The 14,261-nt window shown below is 70.5% G+C and carries 17 protein-coding genes and 1 pseudogene; 12 read left to right on the top strand and 6 right to left on the bottom strand.

Features of this window, described 5'->3' with window-relative positions:
- The first annotated feature begins 126 nt into the window (after positions 1-126).
- Genes ABIH81_RS12600 through ABIH81_RS12590 form a run of 3 tightly spaced genes read left to right on the top strand, consistent with a single transcriptional unit; the run spans position 127 to position 3,978 of the window.
- Positions 127-948, top strand: coding sequence for a hypothetical protein (locus ABIH81_RS12600; protein WP_349880419.1), 822 nt, complete (start codon positions 127-129; stop codon positions 946-948).
- Positions 949-958: 10 nt separating this feature from the next.
- The gene (locus ABIH81_RS12595) at positions 959-2,872 is read left to right on the top strand and encodes a fumarate reductase/succinate dehydrogenase flavoprotein subunit (RefSeq protein WP_349880418.1); all 1,914 of its coding nucleotides are present in this window, start codon (positions 959-961) and stop codon (positions 2,870-2,872) included.
- On the top strand, positions 2,872-3,978 hold the full coding sequence (locus ABIH81_RS12590; RefSeq protein ID WP_349880417.1) for a succinate dehydrogenase/fumarate reductase iron-sulfur subunit: 1,107 nt from the start codon (positions 2,872-2,874) through the stop codon (positions 3,976-3,978). Before ABIH81_RS12595 ends, ABIH81_RS12590 begins: the two co-directional genes overlap by 1 nt.
- A 107-nt stretch (positions 3,979-4,085) precedes the next feature.
- Here the strand turns inward: ABIH81_RS12590 and ABIH81_RS12585 are convergent, their stop codons facing one another.
- Positions 4,086-4,526 carry a (deoxy)nucleoside triphosphate pyrophosphohydrolase gene (locus tag ABIH81_RS12585; RefSeq protein ID WP_349880416.1) on the bottom strand — a complete coding sequence of 147 codons (441 nt, stop codon included), beginning with the start codon at positions 4,524-4,526 and terminating at the stop codon, positions 4,086-4,088.
- Between the two features lie 184 nt (positions 4,527-4,710).
- Here ABIH81_RS12585 and ABIH81_RS12580 point away from each other — a divergent pair, with 184 nt between their 5' ends.
- The 7 genes from ABIH81_RS12580 to ABIH81_RS12550 all read left to right on the top strand — a co-directional run bounded on the left by ABIH81_RS12580 (position 4,711) and on the right by ABIH81_RS12550 (position 9,192).
- Positions 4,711-5,019 (top strand): 4a-hydroxytetrahydrobiopterin dehydratase, encoded by a 309-nt coding sequence (locus ABIH81_RS12580; protein ID WP_018784696.1) that lies wholly within the window; start codon positions 4,711-4,713, stop codon positions 5,017-5,019.
- A gap of 32 nt (positions 5,020-5,051) precedes the next feature.
- A complete protein-coding gene (locus tag ABIH81_RS12575; protein ID WP_334467291.1) occupies positions 5,052-5,414 on the top strand; it encodes a PH domain-containing protein in 363 nt (120 codons plus the stop codon).
- Between the two features lie 22 nt (positions 5,415-5,436).
- Positions 5,437-6,150 (top strand): ElyC/SanA/YdcF family protein, encoded by a 714-nt coding sequence (locus ABIH81_RS12570; RefSeq protein WP_349880415.1) that lies wholly within the window; start codon positions 5,437-5,439, stop codon positions 6,148-6,150.
- A gap of 207 nt (positions 6,151-6,357) precedes the next feature.
- Positions 6,358-7,089, top strand: a complete 732-nt coding sequence (locus ABIH81_RS12565) for a class I SAM-dependent methyltransferase (protein WP_349880414.1) — start codon at positions 6,358-6,360, stop codon at positions 7,087-7,089.
- A gap of 176 nt (positions 7,090-7,265) precedes the next feature.
- Positions 7,266-7,625 (top strand): GntR family transcriptional regulator, encoded by a 360-nt coding sequence (locus ABIH81_RS12560; protein WP_349880413.1) that lies wholly within the window; start codon positions 7,266-7,268, stop codon positions 7,623-7,625.
- Positions 7,622-8,500: an ABC transporter ATP-binding protein gene (locus ABIH81_RS12555; RefSeq protein WP_349880412.1), complete on the top strand. Its 879-nt coding sequence runs from the start codon at positions 7,622-7,624 to the stop codon at positions 8,498-8,500. Before ABIH81_RS12560 ends, ABIH81_RS12555 begins: the two co-directional genes overlap by 4 nt.
- On the top strand, positions 8,497-9,192 hold the full coding sequence (locus ABIH81_RS12550) for an ABC transporter permease (RefSeq protein WP_349880411.1): 696 nt from the start codon (positions 8,497-8,499) through the stop codon (positions 9,190-9,192). Before ABIH81_RS12555 ends, ABIH81_RS12550 begins: the two co-directional genes overlap by 4 nt.
- Positions 9,193-9,264: 72 nt before the next feature.
- Here the strand turns inward: ABIH81_RS12550 and ABIH81_RS12545 are convergent, their stop codons facing one another.
- Positions 9,265-9,828: a dihydrofolate reductase family protein gene (locus ABIH81_RS12545; protein ID WP_349880410.1), complete on the bottom strand. Its 564-nt coding sequence runs from the start codon at positions 9,826-9,828 to the stop codon at positions 9,265-9,267.
- A 65-nt stretch (positions 9,829-9,893) separates the two neighbouring features.
- Positions 9,894-10,157 carry a hypothetical protein gene (locus tag ABIH81_RS12540; RefSeq protein ID WP_349880409.1) on the bottom strand — a complete coding sequence of 88 codons (264 nt, stop codon included), beginning with the start codon at positions 10,155-10,157 and terminating at the stop codon, positions 9,894-9,896.
- Between the two features lie 295 nt (positions 10,158-10,452).
- Here ABIH81_RS12540 and ABIH81_RS12535 point away from each other — a divergent pair, with 295 nt between their 5' ends.
- Positions 10,453-10,848 carry a hypothetical protein gene (locus tag ABIH81_RS12535; protein ID WP_349880408.1) on the top strand — a complete coding sequence of 132 codons (396 nt, stop codon included), beginning with the start codon at positions 10,453-10,455 and terminating at the stop codon, positions 10,846-10,848.
- A gap of 21 nt (positions 10,849-10,869) precedes the next feature.
- On the opposite strand, the gene ychF is transcribed toward ABIH81_RS12535, so the two are convergent.
- From ychF to ABIH81_RS12520, 3 genes are all read right to left on the bottom strand, one after another.
- The gene (ychF, locus tag ABIH81_RS12530) at positions 10,870-11,955 is read right to left on the bottom strand and encodes a redox-regulated ATPase YchF (RefSeq protein ID WP_349880407.1); all 1,086 of its coding nucleotides are present in this window, start codon (positions 11,953-11,955) and stop codon (positions 10,870-10,872) included.
- 61 nt (positions 11,956-12,016) lie between these two features.
- On the bottom strand, positions 12,017-12,760 hold the full coding sequence (locus ABIH81_RS12525; RefSeq protein ID WP_349880406.1) for a peptidase E: 744 nt from the start codon (positions 12,758-12,760) through the stop codon (positions 12,017-12,019).
- A 30-nt stretch (positions 12,761-12,790) separates the two neighbouring features.
- Complete coding sequence (locus tag ABIH81_RS12520; protein WP_349880405.1) at positions 12,791-13,303, bottom strand: MarR family transcriptional regulator; 513 nt, start codon at positions 13,301-13,303, stop codon at positions 12,791-12,793.
- A 92-nt stretch (positions 13,304-13,395) separates the two neighbouring features.
- Between ABIH81_RS12520 and ABIH81_RS12515 the strand changes: the two are divergent.
- Positions 13,396-14,169: pseudogene (locus ABIH81_RS12515) on the top strand (EamA family transporter); the annotation flags it as partial.
- Positions 14,170-14,261: the final 92 nt, after the last annotated feature.

The raw sequence follows: 14,261 nt of genomic DNA, 5'->3' as shown, positions 1-14,261 counted from the left end.
GGGACACTGCGTTGCGCGGCCGGGCCGTGAAGATCGGCGTAACGTGTGTCACTTAGCCGCACCGGTTCGCCGGTGTGGCCTCGCGCGTGCGCAGGACGTGACAGTGACGTCAGGGAGATGACTCGAATGACAACTACGTCGGCCAGGACGCCGAGACCGCAGCCGCGGGGAGGGCGGGCACGCGCCGCCATCGCGGCGAAGACGTTGCGGACCGACCGATGGTGGATCGCCCCGCTGCTCACCGTGGTGGGGCTCAGCGCGTGGGTCATCTACGCGACGGTCCGGGTCTTCATGCACAAGTGGTACTGGGTGGAGCAGTACCACTACCTGACGCCGTTCTACTCCCCCTGCGTCACCGACCGCTGTGTCGAGGGCTCCTCGCACTTCGGCCAGTTCCTGCCCGGGTGGTGGATCATCCCGGACGCGGCCCTCACCCTGCCGTTCCTGCTGCTGTTCCGCCTGACCTGCTACTACTACCGCAAGGCGTACTACCGGTCGTTCTGGCTGTCGCCGCCGGCCTGCGCGGTGCCGGACGGGCACCAGTCGTACAGCGGCGAGACGCGGTTCCCGCTGCTCGGGCAGAACCTGCACCGCTACTTCTTCTACGCCGCCGCGATCATCTCGCTGATCAACACCTGGGACGCGATCCTGGCCTTCCACTCCCCCGAGGGCTTCGGCTTCGGCCTGGGCAACATCATCCTGGTCGGCAACGTGGTGATGCTGTGGGCGTACACCATCTCCTGCCACTCCTGCCGGCACATCATCGGCGGACGGCTCAAGCACTTCTCCAAGAGCCCACTGCGCTACAAGGCGTGGACCGGGGTGTCCTGGCTGAACGTCCGGCACATGCAGCTCGCCTGGATCACCCTGGGCACCCTGGCCCTCGCCGACTTCTACGTGATGGCGGTCGCCGCCGGCTGGTTCAACGACCTGCGGTTCATCAACTGAGAGCCTGGACATGACTGAGACGCGAATCGAACGACACCACTATGACGTCGTCGTGATCGGGGCCGGTGGCGCCGGCCTGCGCGCGGCGATCGAGGCCCGGCTGGCCGGCAAGAAGACCGCGATCATCTCGAAGTCGCTGTTCGGCAAGGCGCACACGGTGATGGCCGAGGGCGGCGCCGCGGCCGCGATGGGCAACGTGAACTCGCGCGACAACTGGCAGGTGCACTTCCGGGACACCATGCGCGGCGGCAAGTTCCTCAACAGCTTCCGGATGGCCGAGCTGCACGCCAAGGAGGCGCCGCAGCGGATCTGGGAGCTGGAGACGTACGGTGCCCTGTTCGACCGCACCAAGGACGGGAAGATCTCGCAGCGCAACTTCGGCGGCCACGAGTACCCGCGCCTGGCGCACGTCGGCGACCGGACCGGCCTGGAGCTGATCCGCACGCTCCAGCAGAAGATCGTCTCGCTCCAGCAGGAGGACAAGCAGGAGTTCGGCAGCTACGACGCACGGATCCGGGTCTTCTCCGAGACCACGATCACCGAGCTGCTGCTCGACGGCGACCGCGTCGCCGGGGCGTTCGGCTACTACCGCGAGTCCGGCGAGTTCGTCCTGTTCGAGGCGCCCGCGGTGGTGCTGGCCACCGGCGGCGTCGGACGGTCCTACAAGGTCACCTCGAACTCGTGGGAGTACACCGGCGACGGCCACGCGCTGGCGCTGCGCGCCGGGGCGACGCTGATCAACATGGAGTTCCTCCAGTTCCACCCGACCGGCATGGTCTGGCCGCCCTCGGTGAAGGGCATCCTGGTCACCGAGTCGGTACGCGGCGACGGCGGCGTGCTGAAGAACTCCGAGGGCAAGCGGTTCATGTTCGACTACGTCCCGGACGTGTTCCGCAAGCAGTACGCGGAGACCGAGGAGGAGGCGGACCGCTGGTACACCGACCCGGACAACAACCGGCGTCCGCCGGAGCTGCTGCCCCGCGACGAGGTCGCCCGCGCCATCAACAGCGAGGTCAAGGAAGGCCGGGGTACGCCGGCCGGCGGCGTCTACCTGGACATCGCCTCCCGTAAGTCGGCCGACGAGATCCGCCGCCGCCTCCCGTCGATGTACCACCAGTTCAAGGAACTGGCCGACGTCGACATCACCAAGGAGCCGATGGAGGTCGGCCCGACCTGTCACTACGTGATGGGCGGCGTCGAGGTGGACCCCGACTCCGGAGCGGCGCACGGCACGGTGCGCGGGCTCTACGCCGCCGGTGAGGTGTCCGGCGGTATGCACGGCTCCAACCGGCTCGGCGGCAACTCCCTGTCCGACCTGCTGGTCTTCGGCAAGCGCGCGGGCGGGCACGCCGCCACGTACACCGATCAGCTCACCACCCGCCCGGCGGTTTCGGTGGCGGCGGTGGAGGCGGCGGTGGAGACGGCGCTGGCGCCGTTGCAGCGGGACACCGGCGAGAGCCCCTACCAGCTCCAGCAGGACCTCCAGGCCGTCATGGGGGATCTGGTAGGAATCATCCGGCGCGAGAGTGAGCTGGCCGACGCGCTCGGCCGGCTGGCCGAGCTGCGGGAGCGGGTGGCGAAGGTGAGCGCGGCCGGGGGCCGTCGCTACAACCCGGGCTGGCACCTGGCGCTGGACCTGCGCAACATGCTCGTGGTCTCGGAGTGCACCGCGAAGGCAGCGCTGGAGCGGCAGGAGTCGCGCGGCGGGCACACCCGGGAGGACTACCCGGCGATGGACCCGAAGTGGCGGCGGGTCAACCTGGTCTGCGCGCTGGACGGCGACACGGTCCGGCTCACCCACAAGCCGGTACCGAGGATGCGGCCGGAGCTGATCGGGCTGTTCGACCGGGCCGAGCTGGCCAAGTACCTGACCGACGAGGAACTCGCCGAGTTCGACGCCCTCACCGAGGAGGCGAACAACTGATGGGAAGTAAGCGCCAGTTCCGCATCTGGCGGGGCGACGAGACCGGCGGCGACCTGAAGGACTACACGGTCGAGGTGAACGAGGGCGAGGTGGTCCTCGACGTGATCCACCGCCTCCAGGCCACCGAGGCCCCGGACCTGGCGTGCCGGTGGAACTGCAAGGCCGGCAAGTGCGGCTCCTGCTCGATGGAGATCAACGGCAAGCCGCGGCTGGGCTGCATGACCCGGATGTCGACGTTCGAGGAGTCCGAGACCGTCACGGTCACCCCGCTGCGCACCTTCCCGGTGATCCGGGACCTGGTCACCGACGTCTCGTTCAACTACGAGAAGGCCCGGGAGACCCCCGCGTTCGCGCCGCCGGCCGACGTGGCCCCCGGCGACTACCGGATGCAGCAGGTCGACGTCGAGCGCTCGCAGGAGTTCCGCAAGTGCATCGAGTGCTTCCTGTGCCAGAACGTCTGCCACGTGATCCGTGACCACGAGGAGAACAAGCCGGCGTTCTCCGGTCCCCGGTTCTTCATCCGGGCGGCCGAGCTGGACATGCACCCGCTCGACGCACGCACCGACCGCGGGGAGTACGCGCAGTCGGACATGGGACTCGGACTCTGCAACATCACCAAGTGCTGCACCGAGGTCTGCCCCGAGCACATCAAGATCACCGACAACGGGATCATCCCCATGAAGGAACGGGTCGTCGACCGCAGGTACGATCCCCTTGTGTGGCTCGGTAACAAGATCTTCCGGAGGGGTCAGGTGCCTCAGACCAGCGCGACCAGCGGGCATTCGAGCGGTGCCGTCACGTCCGGAGGGACGCACGGCGGGGCGCTCGCGCACGGCCGCGGCTCCTCGTCCGCCGGGGTGCACTCGCACGCCGGCGGCTCGCACGACAGCACCGCGGAGCGTCAGGCCCAGCAGGGCGTCAACTGGCACCGGGAGGTGCCGCACCCGACCGCCCCGGCGGTGGACGCCAACGGCAAGCTGCCGCTGACCGAGCTGACGTTCAACAAGGCCGCCGCGCCGTCGCCGTTCGGCGACGACGTGACGTTCCCGCTGCCGCCGGAGCACCTCAACTTCGCTCACCCGCAGCAGGACGAGCCGAAGCACTGAACACCAGCGCGACGACGACGGGGGCCAGCGGCACGAGCCGCGGGCCCTCGTCTCGTTTCCGCCCGGCTGTCCGGTTCGCCGGACGGCCCGGCCCGCGCCGCGGTCGTTCAGGGGACGTCGAGCAGCGGGCGCAGTGCGGCCACGATCGGCACGTCGGCGGGCAGCCAGTCGACACTGTCCAACTCGGTGGCGGAGAGCCAGCGCAGCTCGGCGTGCTCCAGCGCCTTCGGCTCGTCGCCGTGCAGCAGGCGGGCGGCGTAGACGCGCAGCACGGACCGGCCGTGCGCCATCCGTACGTCTCTGCCGACACGCGCGCCGACCGCCACCCGTACGCCCAGTTCCTCGGCGCACTCCCGGGCCAGCGCGTCGGTCTCGGCCTCGCCCGGCTCGACCTTTCCGCCCGGGAACTCCCAGCGCCCGGCCACCTCGGGAGGCGCGGAGCGCTCGCACGCCAGCACCCGGCCACCCTCGATGATCGCCGCCCCGACGACCACCCTCGGCTCCCGCCGGTCGGCCTGCCCGCCTCCGCTAACCCGTTCGGTCCGCACGGGCCACCAGCGTGCCAGATCAATCGGCGGTTTGGGTAGCTGCGTCGGCCGTCAGGTCAGCAGAACACGGAAGTGTGGGCGTGGACACACCATCTGAGCGGCGAGAGACTAGAGGGCGTCGACTGGGACACGGGATGGCGACGATTTGGCCACAAGCCGGCAACGACGCCTGGGAGGTGCGGTGATGCGCGTGCTGTTCAGCGGCCGGGCGAAGCACGACTACCTCAGCGACGCACTGGCCCTGCTGTCCGGATGGACGCGCGAGGGCGAACAGATCCGCCGCACGATCGTCCTCGACGACACCCAGCACGCCGCGCTCACCGAGCGGGTGGCGGTGGTTGCCGACGCGTTGCGGCTGCGCCCCGAGATCAGCCGCCGGGCCGACCGTACCCAGATCAGGCTCGGGCACGGCGACGGCGAGCCGCTCACCGAGGGTGAGGTGCTGCTGGCCGCACGCATCGAGGACGCGGTCCGCGCGGTCACCGAGCCCTGATCCACTGGCACGCCCCGCCTACCCTCGGGTGCATGTCTGGCCCCACGTACGACCGCAAGGAACAGTTCCAGCAGATCCAGAGCGGGTTGCTGCCCGGTGAGCAGATCATCGCCGTCTACGACGCGGTGGGCACCGGCACCGGCTTCATCGGCCTGACCGACCGGCGGGTGATCATCCAGGACCGCTCCTTCGTCGGCAAGCGGTACGCGATCACCAGCATCCCGTACTCGAAGATCACCAGCGTGAGCGTGGTGAGCAACAAGTCCTGGGGTGGTTCGTTCTTCTCCACCGGGTCCATCGCGGTGCACGTCGGCACGCACACCTACGAGGTCGAGTTCCGGGGCGCGCAGAAGAGCCACCACGTGCACAACGTGATCCTGCAGTACATCTCCTGACCCGCCTGGCACAATCGCCGCCATGCGAGGGCTGACGGCGCGATGGCGGGCCTGGCGGGGCGACCATCGGCGGGCCGTACGCCTGCTCCGCCGCCTCCTGGTGCTCGCCACGGCCGCCGTGATGCTGCTGGGCGCGGCCACGATCGCCAGCGTGACCTGGGTCCGCGACGCCGCCGAGGGACATGTGTTCGACGCCGCGGACGTGCCCGAGACGCCGGTGGCCCTGGTGCTGGGCACCAAGGTGGAGCCGGACGGCACGCCGTCGCCGTTCCTCGCCGGCCGGCTGGAGATCGCCCGCCAGTTGTACGCCGCCGGCAAGGTCCAGGTGCTCCTGCTCTCCGGCGACCACATGGACTGGGACTACGACGAGCCGGACGCGATGCGGCGCTGGCTCGTCGCCCGGGGCGTCCCGGCGGAGAAGACGGTCCTGGACCACGCCGGGTTCGACACGTACGACTCGTGCGTCCGCGCGCACCGCGTCTTCGGGGTCCGGCGGGCCACAGTGGTCACCCAGTCGTTCCACCTGCCGCGCGCGGTGGCGCTCTGCCGGGACGCCGGCATCGAGGCCGTCGGCGTCGGCGACGACACCGCCCGCCGGTACGCCGACCAGTGGCGGATCAGCTCCACCCGGGAGTACGGGGCGTGCGTCAAGGCCGCCGTGGACGTGCTCACCGGGCGTGACCCGGTGCACCTCGGCCGCCGGGAGACCGGAGTGGACGACGCGCTGCGGGCGTAATCCGGTTGTCTCCCCGGCACGGCTGCTGATCTGCTGGACCCCTCGAAGCCGACCGGAGGGAGCACCGCCATGCCGAACGCTGCGAAGCCCAGCCGATCCGTCGTCACCTCATCCGAAACGAGGCTTCGTCTTGTCGTACCCCATTCCGGCGGAGGTCACTGACCTCGCGCCGCGTCGCGTCCCTTCCGCCCGGCGGGAGGGCGCGTGATGTCCGTCTTCGACGATCCCGGCCTGTTCGGCCGGCTCTGGGCCGCCACCTACGACGGCCCCGGCAATCCCGACCCGGCCCCGGCTGTCGACTTCCTCGCGCCGCTGGCGCAGGGCGGTCCGGTGCTCGAACTGGCGGTCGGCACCGGCCGGGTGGCCCTGCCGCTGGCCGCCCGCGGCCTGGCCGTGGAGGGCGTCGAGGCGTCCCCGGAGATGGTCGCGCACCTGCGCGCCAAGCCGGGCGGCGCGGACATGCCCGTCACCATCGGAGACATGGCGGACGTCCCGGTCGCCGGGCCGTACCGTCTGGTCTTCCTGGTGTTCAACACGCTGTTCAACCTGGTCTCGGAGGAGCGCCAGGCGGCGTGCTTCCGCAACGTCGCCCGGGTGCTCGCGCCCGGCGGGGCGTTCGTCATCGAGACCTTCGTGCCCGACCCGGCGGACTTCGACCGGGACGAGCAGGTCCAGGTGCGGGAGGTGACCGAGGACTCGGCCACCATCCGCGTGCACCGGTACGACCGGGCGGCGCAGACGTTCGTGCGGCAGACCGTCACGTTCGACGCCTCGGGCGTGCACCTCAAGCCGTTCGCCATGCGGTACGCCTGGCCGGAGCAGATCGACGAGCTGGCGGAGCGGGCCGGGTTGCGGCTCACCGAGCGGTACGCCGACTGGGACCGGTCGCCGTTCGACGCGGACAGCCGCTCGCACATCTCCGTCTACCGGCGCCGGTAGCGGTCCCGTCGAGGGCCGAGGCATCCCGTCTCGGCCCTCGACCTGCACCCGGCGGGCTCTTGCCGGACATCACCCCCTCAAGCCGCGCGCTTCCCGGCGCCCATGCGGAGGCACTTGACGGTTCGGGTGGCCGGGTGCGATGGTTAGTTACATGAGTAATGAACCGAAGAACCGGGATGGATGACGGGCGGCCGATCTTCGTCCAGATCGCGGAGCTGATCGAAAACTCGGTCATCGACGGGACGCTCGCGGAGGAGACCCAGGTGCCGTCGACGAACGAGCTGGCGGCGTTCCACCGGATCAACCCGGCGACCGCCGCCAAGGGGATCAACCGCCTGGTCGATGACGGGATTCTCTACAAACGCAGGGGGATCGGAATGTTCGTGGCAACGGGGGCCGTCGAAACACTCCGGGAACGCCGCCGGCGCGAGTTCTCCGACCAGTACGTGCGGCCCCTCATCGAGGAGGCACGCAAGTTGGGCATCGGCACCGAGGAGCTGAAGAAGCTCATCGAGACAGGGGAGGAACAGCGATGAGCGTCGTGGCGGCAGCCGGCCTCACGAAGCGGTTCGGTGAGGTGACCGCTCTCGACGACGTCACCTTCACGTTGACGGGTAACAAGATCTACGGCCTGCTCGGCCGCAACGGCGCCGGCAAGACGACCCTGATGCAGCTGATCACGGGCCAGCAGAACCTCACCGGCGGCGACCTGACGCTGTTCGGCGAGCGCCCGTACGAGAACGAGCGGGCACTGTCGCGGGTGGTCTTCATCAAGGAGAGCCAGACCTACCCGACCGCCTACCAGGTCCGGCACGTCCTGAGCCTGGCGGGGCGGCTGTTCCCCAACTGGGACGAGGACTTCGCGCAATCTCTCGTGGACGACTTCGACCTGCCGCGGAAGCGCAACGTGCGCAAGCTGTCCCGCGGCATGCTGTCCGCGCTGGGCGTGACGATCGGCCTGGCCGCACGGGCGCCGCTGACCTTCTTCGACGAGCCGTACCTCGGTCTCGACGCGGTCGCCCGGCAGCTCTTCTACGACCGGCTGCTCGCCGACTACGCCGAGAATCCGCGCACTGTCGCGCTCTCCACCCACCTCATCGACGAGGTGGCCGACCTGATCGAGCACGTGTTGCTGCTCGACCGCGGCAAGCTGCTGCTCGACGCGCCCAGCGACGAGTTGCGCGGAGAGGTGATGGAGGCGTCCGGCCCGGCCGGGGCGGTGGACGAGTTCGCCGGCGCGCACCGGGTGCTGCACCGCGAACAACTCGGCGGCACGGTCCGCGCGTCGTTGCGCGGGTCGTTCGACAACGCCGAACGGATGCGCGCCAAGAAGCTCGGCATCGACCTGGCGCCGGTGTCGCTCCAGCAGGCCGTGGTGCGCCTGACGACGGAAAGGACGATGACCCGATGACTCGCATCCTCGACGTCGCCCGGATGCACACCATCGCCTGGGTCGGCCAGTTGGCCTGGCCGTGGGGCATCATGGCCATCTCGCTCGGCGTCAACCTGCTGATCTTCGACTCGATCGACGAGGCGGCGCCGGGCAAGAACACCACCGGCGGCCTGGTGAGCCTCTACATCGTCTGCGCGATCGTCGCCGCCGCCTCGATCAGCCAGGTGTTCCCGTTCGCGCTCGGAGTGGGCGTCACCCGCCGCACCTTCTATCTCGCCACCGTGCTGGTCAACGTGGTGCAGGCGGTCGTGTACGGCGTACTGCTCTACCTGCTCAACCTGATCGAGGGTGCCACCGGCGGCTTCGGGACCGAGCTCCGGTTCTTCCGGATCCCGTACATCGACGTCGACAACGGGCTGTTGCAGATCGCCGTCTACGCGGTGCCGTTCCTGTTCCTGAACTTCCTCTCCGTCCTCGCCGCCGTCTGGTACGTCCGGTTCGGCATGAACGGCCTGCTCGGCGCCGGCGCGGCCCTGATCCTGGTGACCGGCCTGCTCGTCGCGTTGATCACCTGGCAGGGCTGGTTCGACGACATCTGGGAGTGGCTGAGCAGCCAGCACCAGATCAGCCTGCTGGTGGGATGGCCCGCTCTGCTGGCGGCGGCGTCCGCAGTCGGGGGCATGGCGGCCATCCGCCGGGCGAACGCCTGACGGTTACGCACACCGCGACCGCCGGCCGCGAGACGCGGGCCGGCGGTCGTCTGTGCGATGGTTGCCGGCCTCTCAGCGCCTGGTCTCGTACCTCGTCAGGAGCACGCCGCCAGGGAACGTCCGGGTCTCCACCAGGGCCAGGTTCACCCAGTCGTCGAGGGTCGTGAAGAACGGCTTACCGCCACCCACCAGGACCGGATGGGTGACGAGCACGTACTCGTCGATCAGCCCGCCCCGCATGGCCGCCGCGGCGAGGGTGGCGCCACTGATGTCCATCGGACCACCGTCCTCGGCCCTGAGCCGGCTGATCTCGGTGACCGCGTCGCCGGTGACCAGGCGGGTGTTCCAGTCGACCGGCCTGGTCGTCGAGGAGAACACCACCTTCGGCATGTCCCGCCAGCGGCGGGCGAACTCGGCGTGCGCAGGTGTGACGTCCGGCTGCTGATCGGCGGTCGGCCAGTGTGAGCTCATCGCCTCCCACAGTCGCCGCCCGTAGAGCGCCGTGCCTGTCGCCCCCACCCGGTCGGACCACCACTGGAACAACTCGTCGCTCGGCGCACCCCAGCCGAGGTCGTCACCGGGCGCGGCGACATAGCCGTCCAGGCTCAGGTTCATGGCGAAGGTCAGTTTGCGCATGCGTCAGCCTCCCGTGAGTCGGTACTCGGCGTACAGACCAGCAGTGCCCCCATCCTGGCGGAGACTCAGGTGCCGTCCTTGCCGCTTGCCCCTCGCCGCTCCTCGCGCCACAACTCGTGCCCACGCATCAACCATCCAACCCAGAACACCGTGAACAGGATCAGGAAGCACGCGAACAGCACGATGGCGAGCACTGCCGCGATCGGCTGGAACCGCCCTGCGTCGCCGTTCCATCCGCTCGCCGCAAGGGTTCCGAGGCCGCCACAGGCGATCATGGAGATGAGCAGGCTCGGCCGGTCAACCGGGTGAGGCTCACGGGACAGACGCAACTCGGCTCCTTGGTCAATGCCACACGAGACGTCCACGCACGGCCGCCTCCGATGGCCTGCATCGTTGCAGCACCAAGACAGAGATCAAAGACCCGGAACCGGCGTACACGTCGACTCGCCCGTCGCCCAGCAGGCCGGCACTGCCAGACGTGCCTGTCGTCTGTCCGGCAGTTCGGCCAGGCTCCCTGCTGAGCAGCAACGCAACCGGAGTCGACGCCGGCATTGCTGGGCTCGCCCCCTCTTGACCGCTGTCTCGGGCCCGCTTCGCGGGTAGCGCCGGCCGACCAACTCGGGGATGATCATCCTCATGTCGGAGCAGGATCTAGCCGGAACCTGGCGTCGCATCATCCGCGGGGACAGCAAGTCCTGGGTCGTGTTCGCCCACGGCACGTGCGTCGTGCTACCAGATCCCGGACCCAGCGCTGACCTCGCCGCTCAGGCCGTCGACATCCTGCGCGAGTACGGGCCCGTCCACGCCGGCTCACCTGCTGGAGACTTCGGCACCATCACCCTCGATCCCGGTCCCGGCTGGGTGGTCTACGGCCACCACAACGACGTGCTGACCTACGTGGGGCCCGACGAGATCTCCGACAGCAGCGACCTGGCCGTTGGTCTGTACGGACGCCGCAAGCGAGACCAGGACGGCCATGAGCTTGACGTGGTACACGTCGAGGACAAGCGGCCCCGGTGAGTCAGGGCGGCGCTTCCGCCGTCAGACGTTGAAGCGGAACTCCACCACGTCGCCGTCCTGCATGACGTACTCCTTGCCCTCGATCCGGACCTTGCCGGCGGCCTTGGCCGCCGCCATCGATCCGGCCTCGACCAGGTCGGCGTAGGAGACCACCTCGGCCTTGATGAAGCCGCGCTGGAAGTCGCTGTGGATCACCCCGGCGGCCTCCGGCGCGGTCGCGCCGACCGGGACGGTCCAGGCCCGCGCCTCCTTGGGGCCGGCCGTCAGGTACGTCTGGAGCCCGAGCGTCCGGAAGCCCACCCGGACGAGCTGGTTCAGGCCGGGCTCGGACTGCCCGATCGACTCCAGCAGCTCGCGGGCCTCCTCCTCGGGCAGGTCCACCAGCTCGGACTCGATCTTGGCGTCCATGAAGACCGCCTCGGCGGGCGCGACCAGGCCGCGCAGCTCGTCGAGGAACTCGGCGTTGCCCAGCTCGGCCTCGTCGACGTTGAAGACGTAGAGGAACGGCTTGGTGGTGAGCAGGTGCAGCTCACGCAGGTGTTCCAGCTCGACCTTCGCGGCGGCGGCGCCCGCGTACAGGGTGACGCCGTTGTCGAGGACCTCGACCGCCTTCTTGGCTGCCTCGACGGCGGCGGCCCGGTCCTTGCGGAGCTTGGCCTCCTTCTCCAGCCGGGGCAGCGCCTTCTCCAGCGTCTGGATGTCGGCCAGGATCAGCTCGGTGTTGATCGTCTCGATGTCGTCGGCCGGGGAGACCTTGCCGTCGACGTGCACCACGTTCGGGTCGGAGAAGGCGCGCACCACCTGGCAGATCGCCGAGGCGTCCCGGATGTTGGCGAGGAACGCGTTGCCCCGGCCCTGCCCCTTGGAGGCGCCCCGGACCAGGCCGGCGATGTCGACGAACGAGACCGGCGCCGGCAGCACCTTCTGCGAGGAGAAGATCTCGGCCAGCGTGGCCAGCCGCTCGTCGGGCAGCCCGACCACGCCGACGTTGGGCTCGATGGTGGCGAACGGGTAGTTCGCGGCGAGCACGTCGTTCTTGGTCAGCGCGTTGAACAGGGTGCTCTTGCCCACGTTGGGCAGGCCGACGATGCCGATGGTGAGACTCACGACGAACCAGCTTACGCGGTTCGCCGCTCGCGCCGGGCAGGCAGGTCCGCGAAGCCGGTCACTACGACGCCGCGGACAGCAGGCGCGGCTCGATCCGGGCCTCCCGGACGGTGCCGTCCTCGGCGCGGATCAGCTCGTACGCGGCCACGCCGGGCCGGTCCGCCACCGCCTCGGCCAGCCGGGTGCCCCGGTAGATCAGTCCCACCCCGTCGTCGGTGCAGTGGCTGGCCGGCAGCGTGCCGTCGGCGACCAGCCGGTGCATCAGCGGGCGGCGCTGCTCCTCGCTGTCGTAGTGCACGCCGTTGCCGTACGGGAGCCAGCCCAGCCCCTCGGTGAAGGGCCGCAGCGCCGGTCCGTAGCTGTCGGTGGCACCGCCGGTGTGCCAGCAGATCGAGCCGGCGGAGACGCCGCCGAGCACCACGCCGGCCTGCCAGCACTCGTGCAGGATCTCCGGCAGGCCGTGCACCCGCCAGACCGCGCAGAGGTTCGCCACGCTGCCGCCGCCGACCCAGACCATGTCCTGCGCGAGCAGGTGCGCCCGGATGTCCTCGACGTTGGGCATCGGGTGGAGCGCCAGGTGGGAGGCGCGGAACCGGGTGCCGGCGAAGGCGCCGTAGAAGACGGTGAACCCGGTCGGCTGGTCGCCGGTGGCCTGGCCGAGGTAGCAGACGCGGGGCGTGTCACCGGCCCCGGCCAGCTCGGCCATCAGGTCGAACAGGGCGCTGGGCCGCGCGTCCCAGGGGCCACGGCGACGGCTGGCGAAACCCATGCTGGTGGCGACGATCGTCGGTTCGGTGGCGGGCACGGGTGTCCTTCCGGGCGGCGGCGGTGCCGATCATTGTGCCGGATCCGCGGGCCCGGCCTCGGCCGCTGCGAGCAATGCGCGCAGCAGATCGGCCAGCCGGTCCTGGTCGGCGGGCGGCAGCGCGTCGAGGATCCGCCGCTGCACCGCGAGCCCCGCCTCGGCCGACTCCTCCACCACCCGGCGACCGGTGTCGGTGAGTGTGACCCGCAGCGCCCGCCGGTCGTCCGGGTCCGGCGAGCGCCGCACCAGGCCCGCCCGTTCGAGGCGGTCGAGCCGCCCGGTCATGCCGCCGGAGGTGAGCATCAGCGAGGCGGCGAGCGCCTTCGGCGCCAGCGTGTACGGCGAGCCGGAGCGCCGCAGGGCGGCCAGCACGTCGAACTCGCCCCGGCCGATGCCCCAGCCCGCGTACACCTTCTCCTGGCCGTCGCCGACCAGCCGGGCCAGCCGGTAGATGCGGCCGAACACGGCCATCGGCTCGGGCCGCATCCCGGGCCGTTCCCGCCGCCACTGCTCGACGATCGCGTCCACCTCGTCGCCTGTCACGGCTGCCGATTGTGCCGCACGTCCCACTTCCGCTTTTCGTTCGGGCCTGATTAGCTTAGCGCTAAGATACTTAGGGGTGAGAAGAGGCTGCTATGAACCGCCGCTGGACCGACGTCGCGCTCACCGCCGCCGCGCCCATCACCTGGGGAACCACCTACCTGGTCACCGCCGAACTCCTTCCCCCGGACCGGCCGCTCTGGGCCGGGGCGATCCGCGCCCTTCCGGCCGGTCTGCTGCTGCTCGCACTGACCCGCCGACGACCACACGGCCTCTGGTGGGGGCGGGCCGCCGTGCTCGGCGCGCTGAACATCGGGGTGTTCTTCCCACTGCTGTTCCTCGCCGCGTACCGGCTGCCCGGCGGCACCGCCGCCGTCCTCGGCGCCGCGCAGCCGCTGCTGGTGGCGGTGCTCACCGTCGCGCTGCTCCGCGACCGCCCCACCCGGCCGGCGCTGGTCGCCGCCGTGGCCGCCCCGCTCGGCGTCGCCCTCGTGGTGCTGCGTCCGGGCGCCGGCCTCGACCCGCTCGGCGTCGCCGCCGGACTGGCCGGCGCCGTGGCGATGGCCGCCGGACTGGTGCTCACCCGCCGCTGGGGCCGGCCGCCCGGAGTGGGCGTCCTCGCCGCCACGAGCTGGCAGCTCGTCGCCGGTGGCCTGATGATCGTGCCGGTCGCCGCCGCCGTCGAGGGCGCGCCGCCCGTGCCCGACGGGCCGGCCCTTCTCGGGTACGCGTGGCTCGGGCTGGCCGGCACCGCGCTGGCGTACGTGCTGTGGTTCCGGGGCGCGGCGCGACTGCCGGTGTCCCGCGTGTCGGTGCTCGGCGCGTTGAGCCCGCTCACCGCAGCGGCGCTCGGCTGGGTGGTGCTCGGCGAGGCGCTGGACCCGATCCAGCTCACCGGTTTCGCGGTGGCGGTGGCGGCGATGGTGCTCGCCCAGATGCCGGGCCGGTCGCCACGTCCGCA

The organism is Micromonospora sp. HUAS YX12 (genome assembly GCF_040215685.1).
Lineage (GTDB): Bacteria > Actinomycetota > Actinomycetes > Mycobacteriales > Micromonosporaceae > Micromonospora > Micromonospora tulbaghiae.
Note: the sequence above shows the minus strand (reverse complement) of the source record. Positions and strands in the feature narration are given on the sequence as shown.

Excerpts from the sequence above, each read along its gene's own strand:
- ABIH81_RS12600 (WP_349880419.1), top strand. The coding sequence starts at position 127 with ATGACAACTACGTCGGCCAGGACGCCGAGACCGCAGCCGCGGGGAGGG.
- ABIH81_RS12595 (WP_349880418.1), top strand. The coding sequence starts at position 959 with ATGACTGAGACGCGAATCGAACGACACCACTATGACGTCGTCGTGATC.
- ABIH81_RS12590 (WP_349880417.1), top strand. The coding sequence starts at position 2,872 with ATGGGAAGTAAGCGCCAGTTCCGCATCTGGCGGGGCGACGAGACCGGC.
- ABIH81_RS12580 (WP_018784696.1), top strand. The coding sequence starts at position 4,711 with ATGCGCGTGCTGTTCAGCGGCCGGGCGAAGCACGACTACCTCAGCGAC.
- ABIH81_RS12575 (WP_334467291.1), top strand. The coding sequence starts at position 5,052 with ATGTCTGGCCCCACGTACGACCGCAAGGAACAGTTCCAGCAGATCCAG.
- ABIH81_RS12570 (WP_349880415.1), top strand. The coding sequence starts at position 5,437 with ATGCGAGGGCTGACGGCGCGATGGCGGGCCTGGCGGGGCGACCATCGG.
- ABIH81_RS12565 (WP_349880414.1), top strand. The coding sequence starts at position 6,358 with ATGTCCGTCTTCGACGATCCCGGCCTGTTCGGCCGGCTCTGGGCCGCC.
- ABIH81_RS12560 (WP_349880413.1), top strand. The coding sequence starts at position 7,266 with ATGGATGACGGGCGGCCGATCTTCGTCCAGATCGCGGAGCTGATCGAA.
- ABIH81_RS12555 (WP_349880412.1), top strand. The coding sequence starts at position 7,622 with ATGAGCGTCGTGGCGGCAGCCGGCCTCACGAAGCGGTTCGGTGAGGTG.
- ABIH81_RS12550 (WP_349880411.1), top strand. The coding sequence starts at position 8,497 with ATGACTCGCATCCTCGACGTCGCCCGGATGCACACCATCGCCTGGGTC.
- ABIH81_RS12545 (WP_349880410.1), bottom strand. The coding sequence starts at position 9,828 with ATGCGCAAACTGACCTTCGCCATGAACCTGAGCCTGGACGGCTATGTC.
- ABIH81_RS12535 (WP_349880408.1), top strand. The coding sequence starts at position 10,453 with ATGATCATCCTCATGTCGGAGCAGGATCTAGCCGGAACCTGGCGTCGC.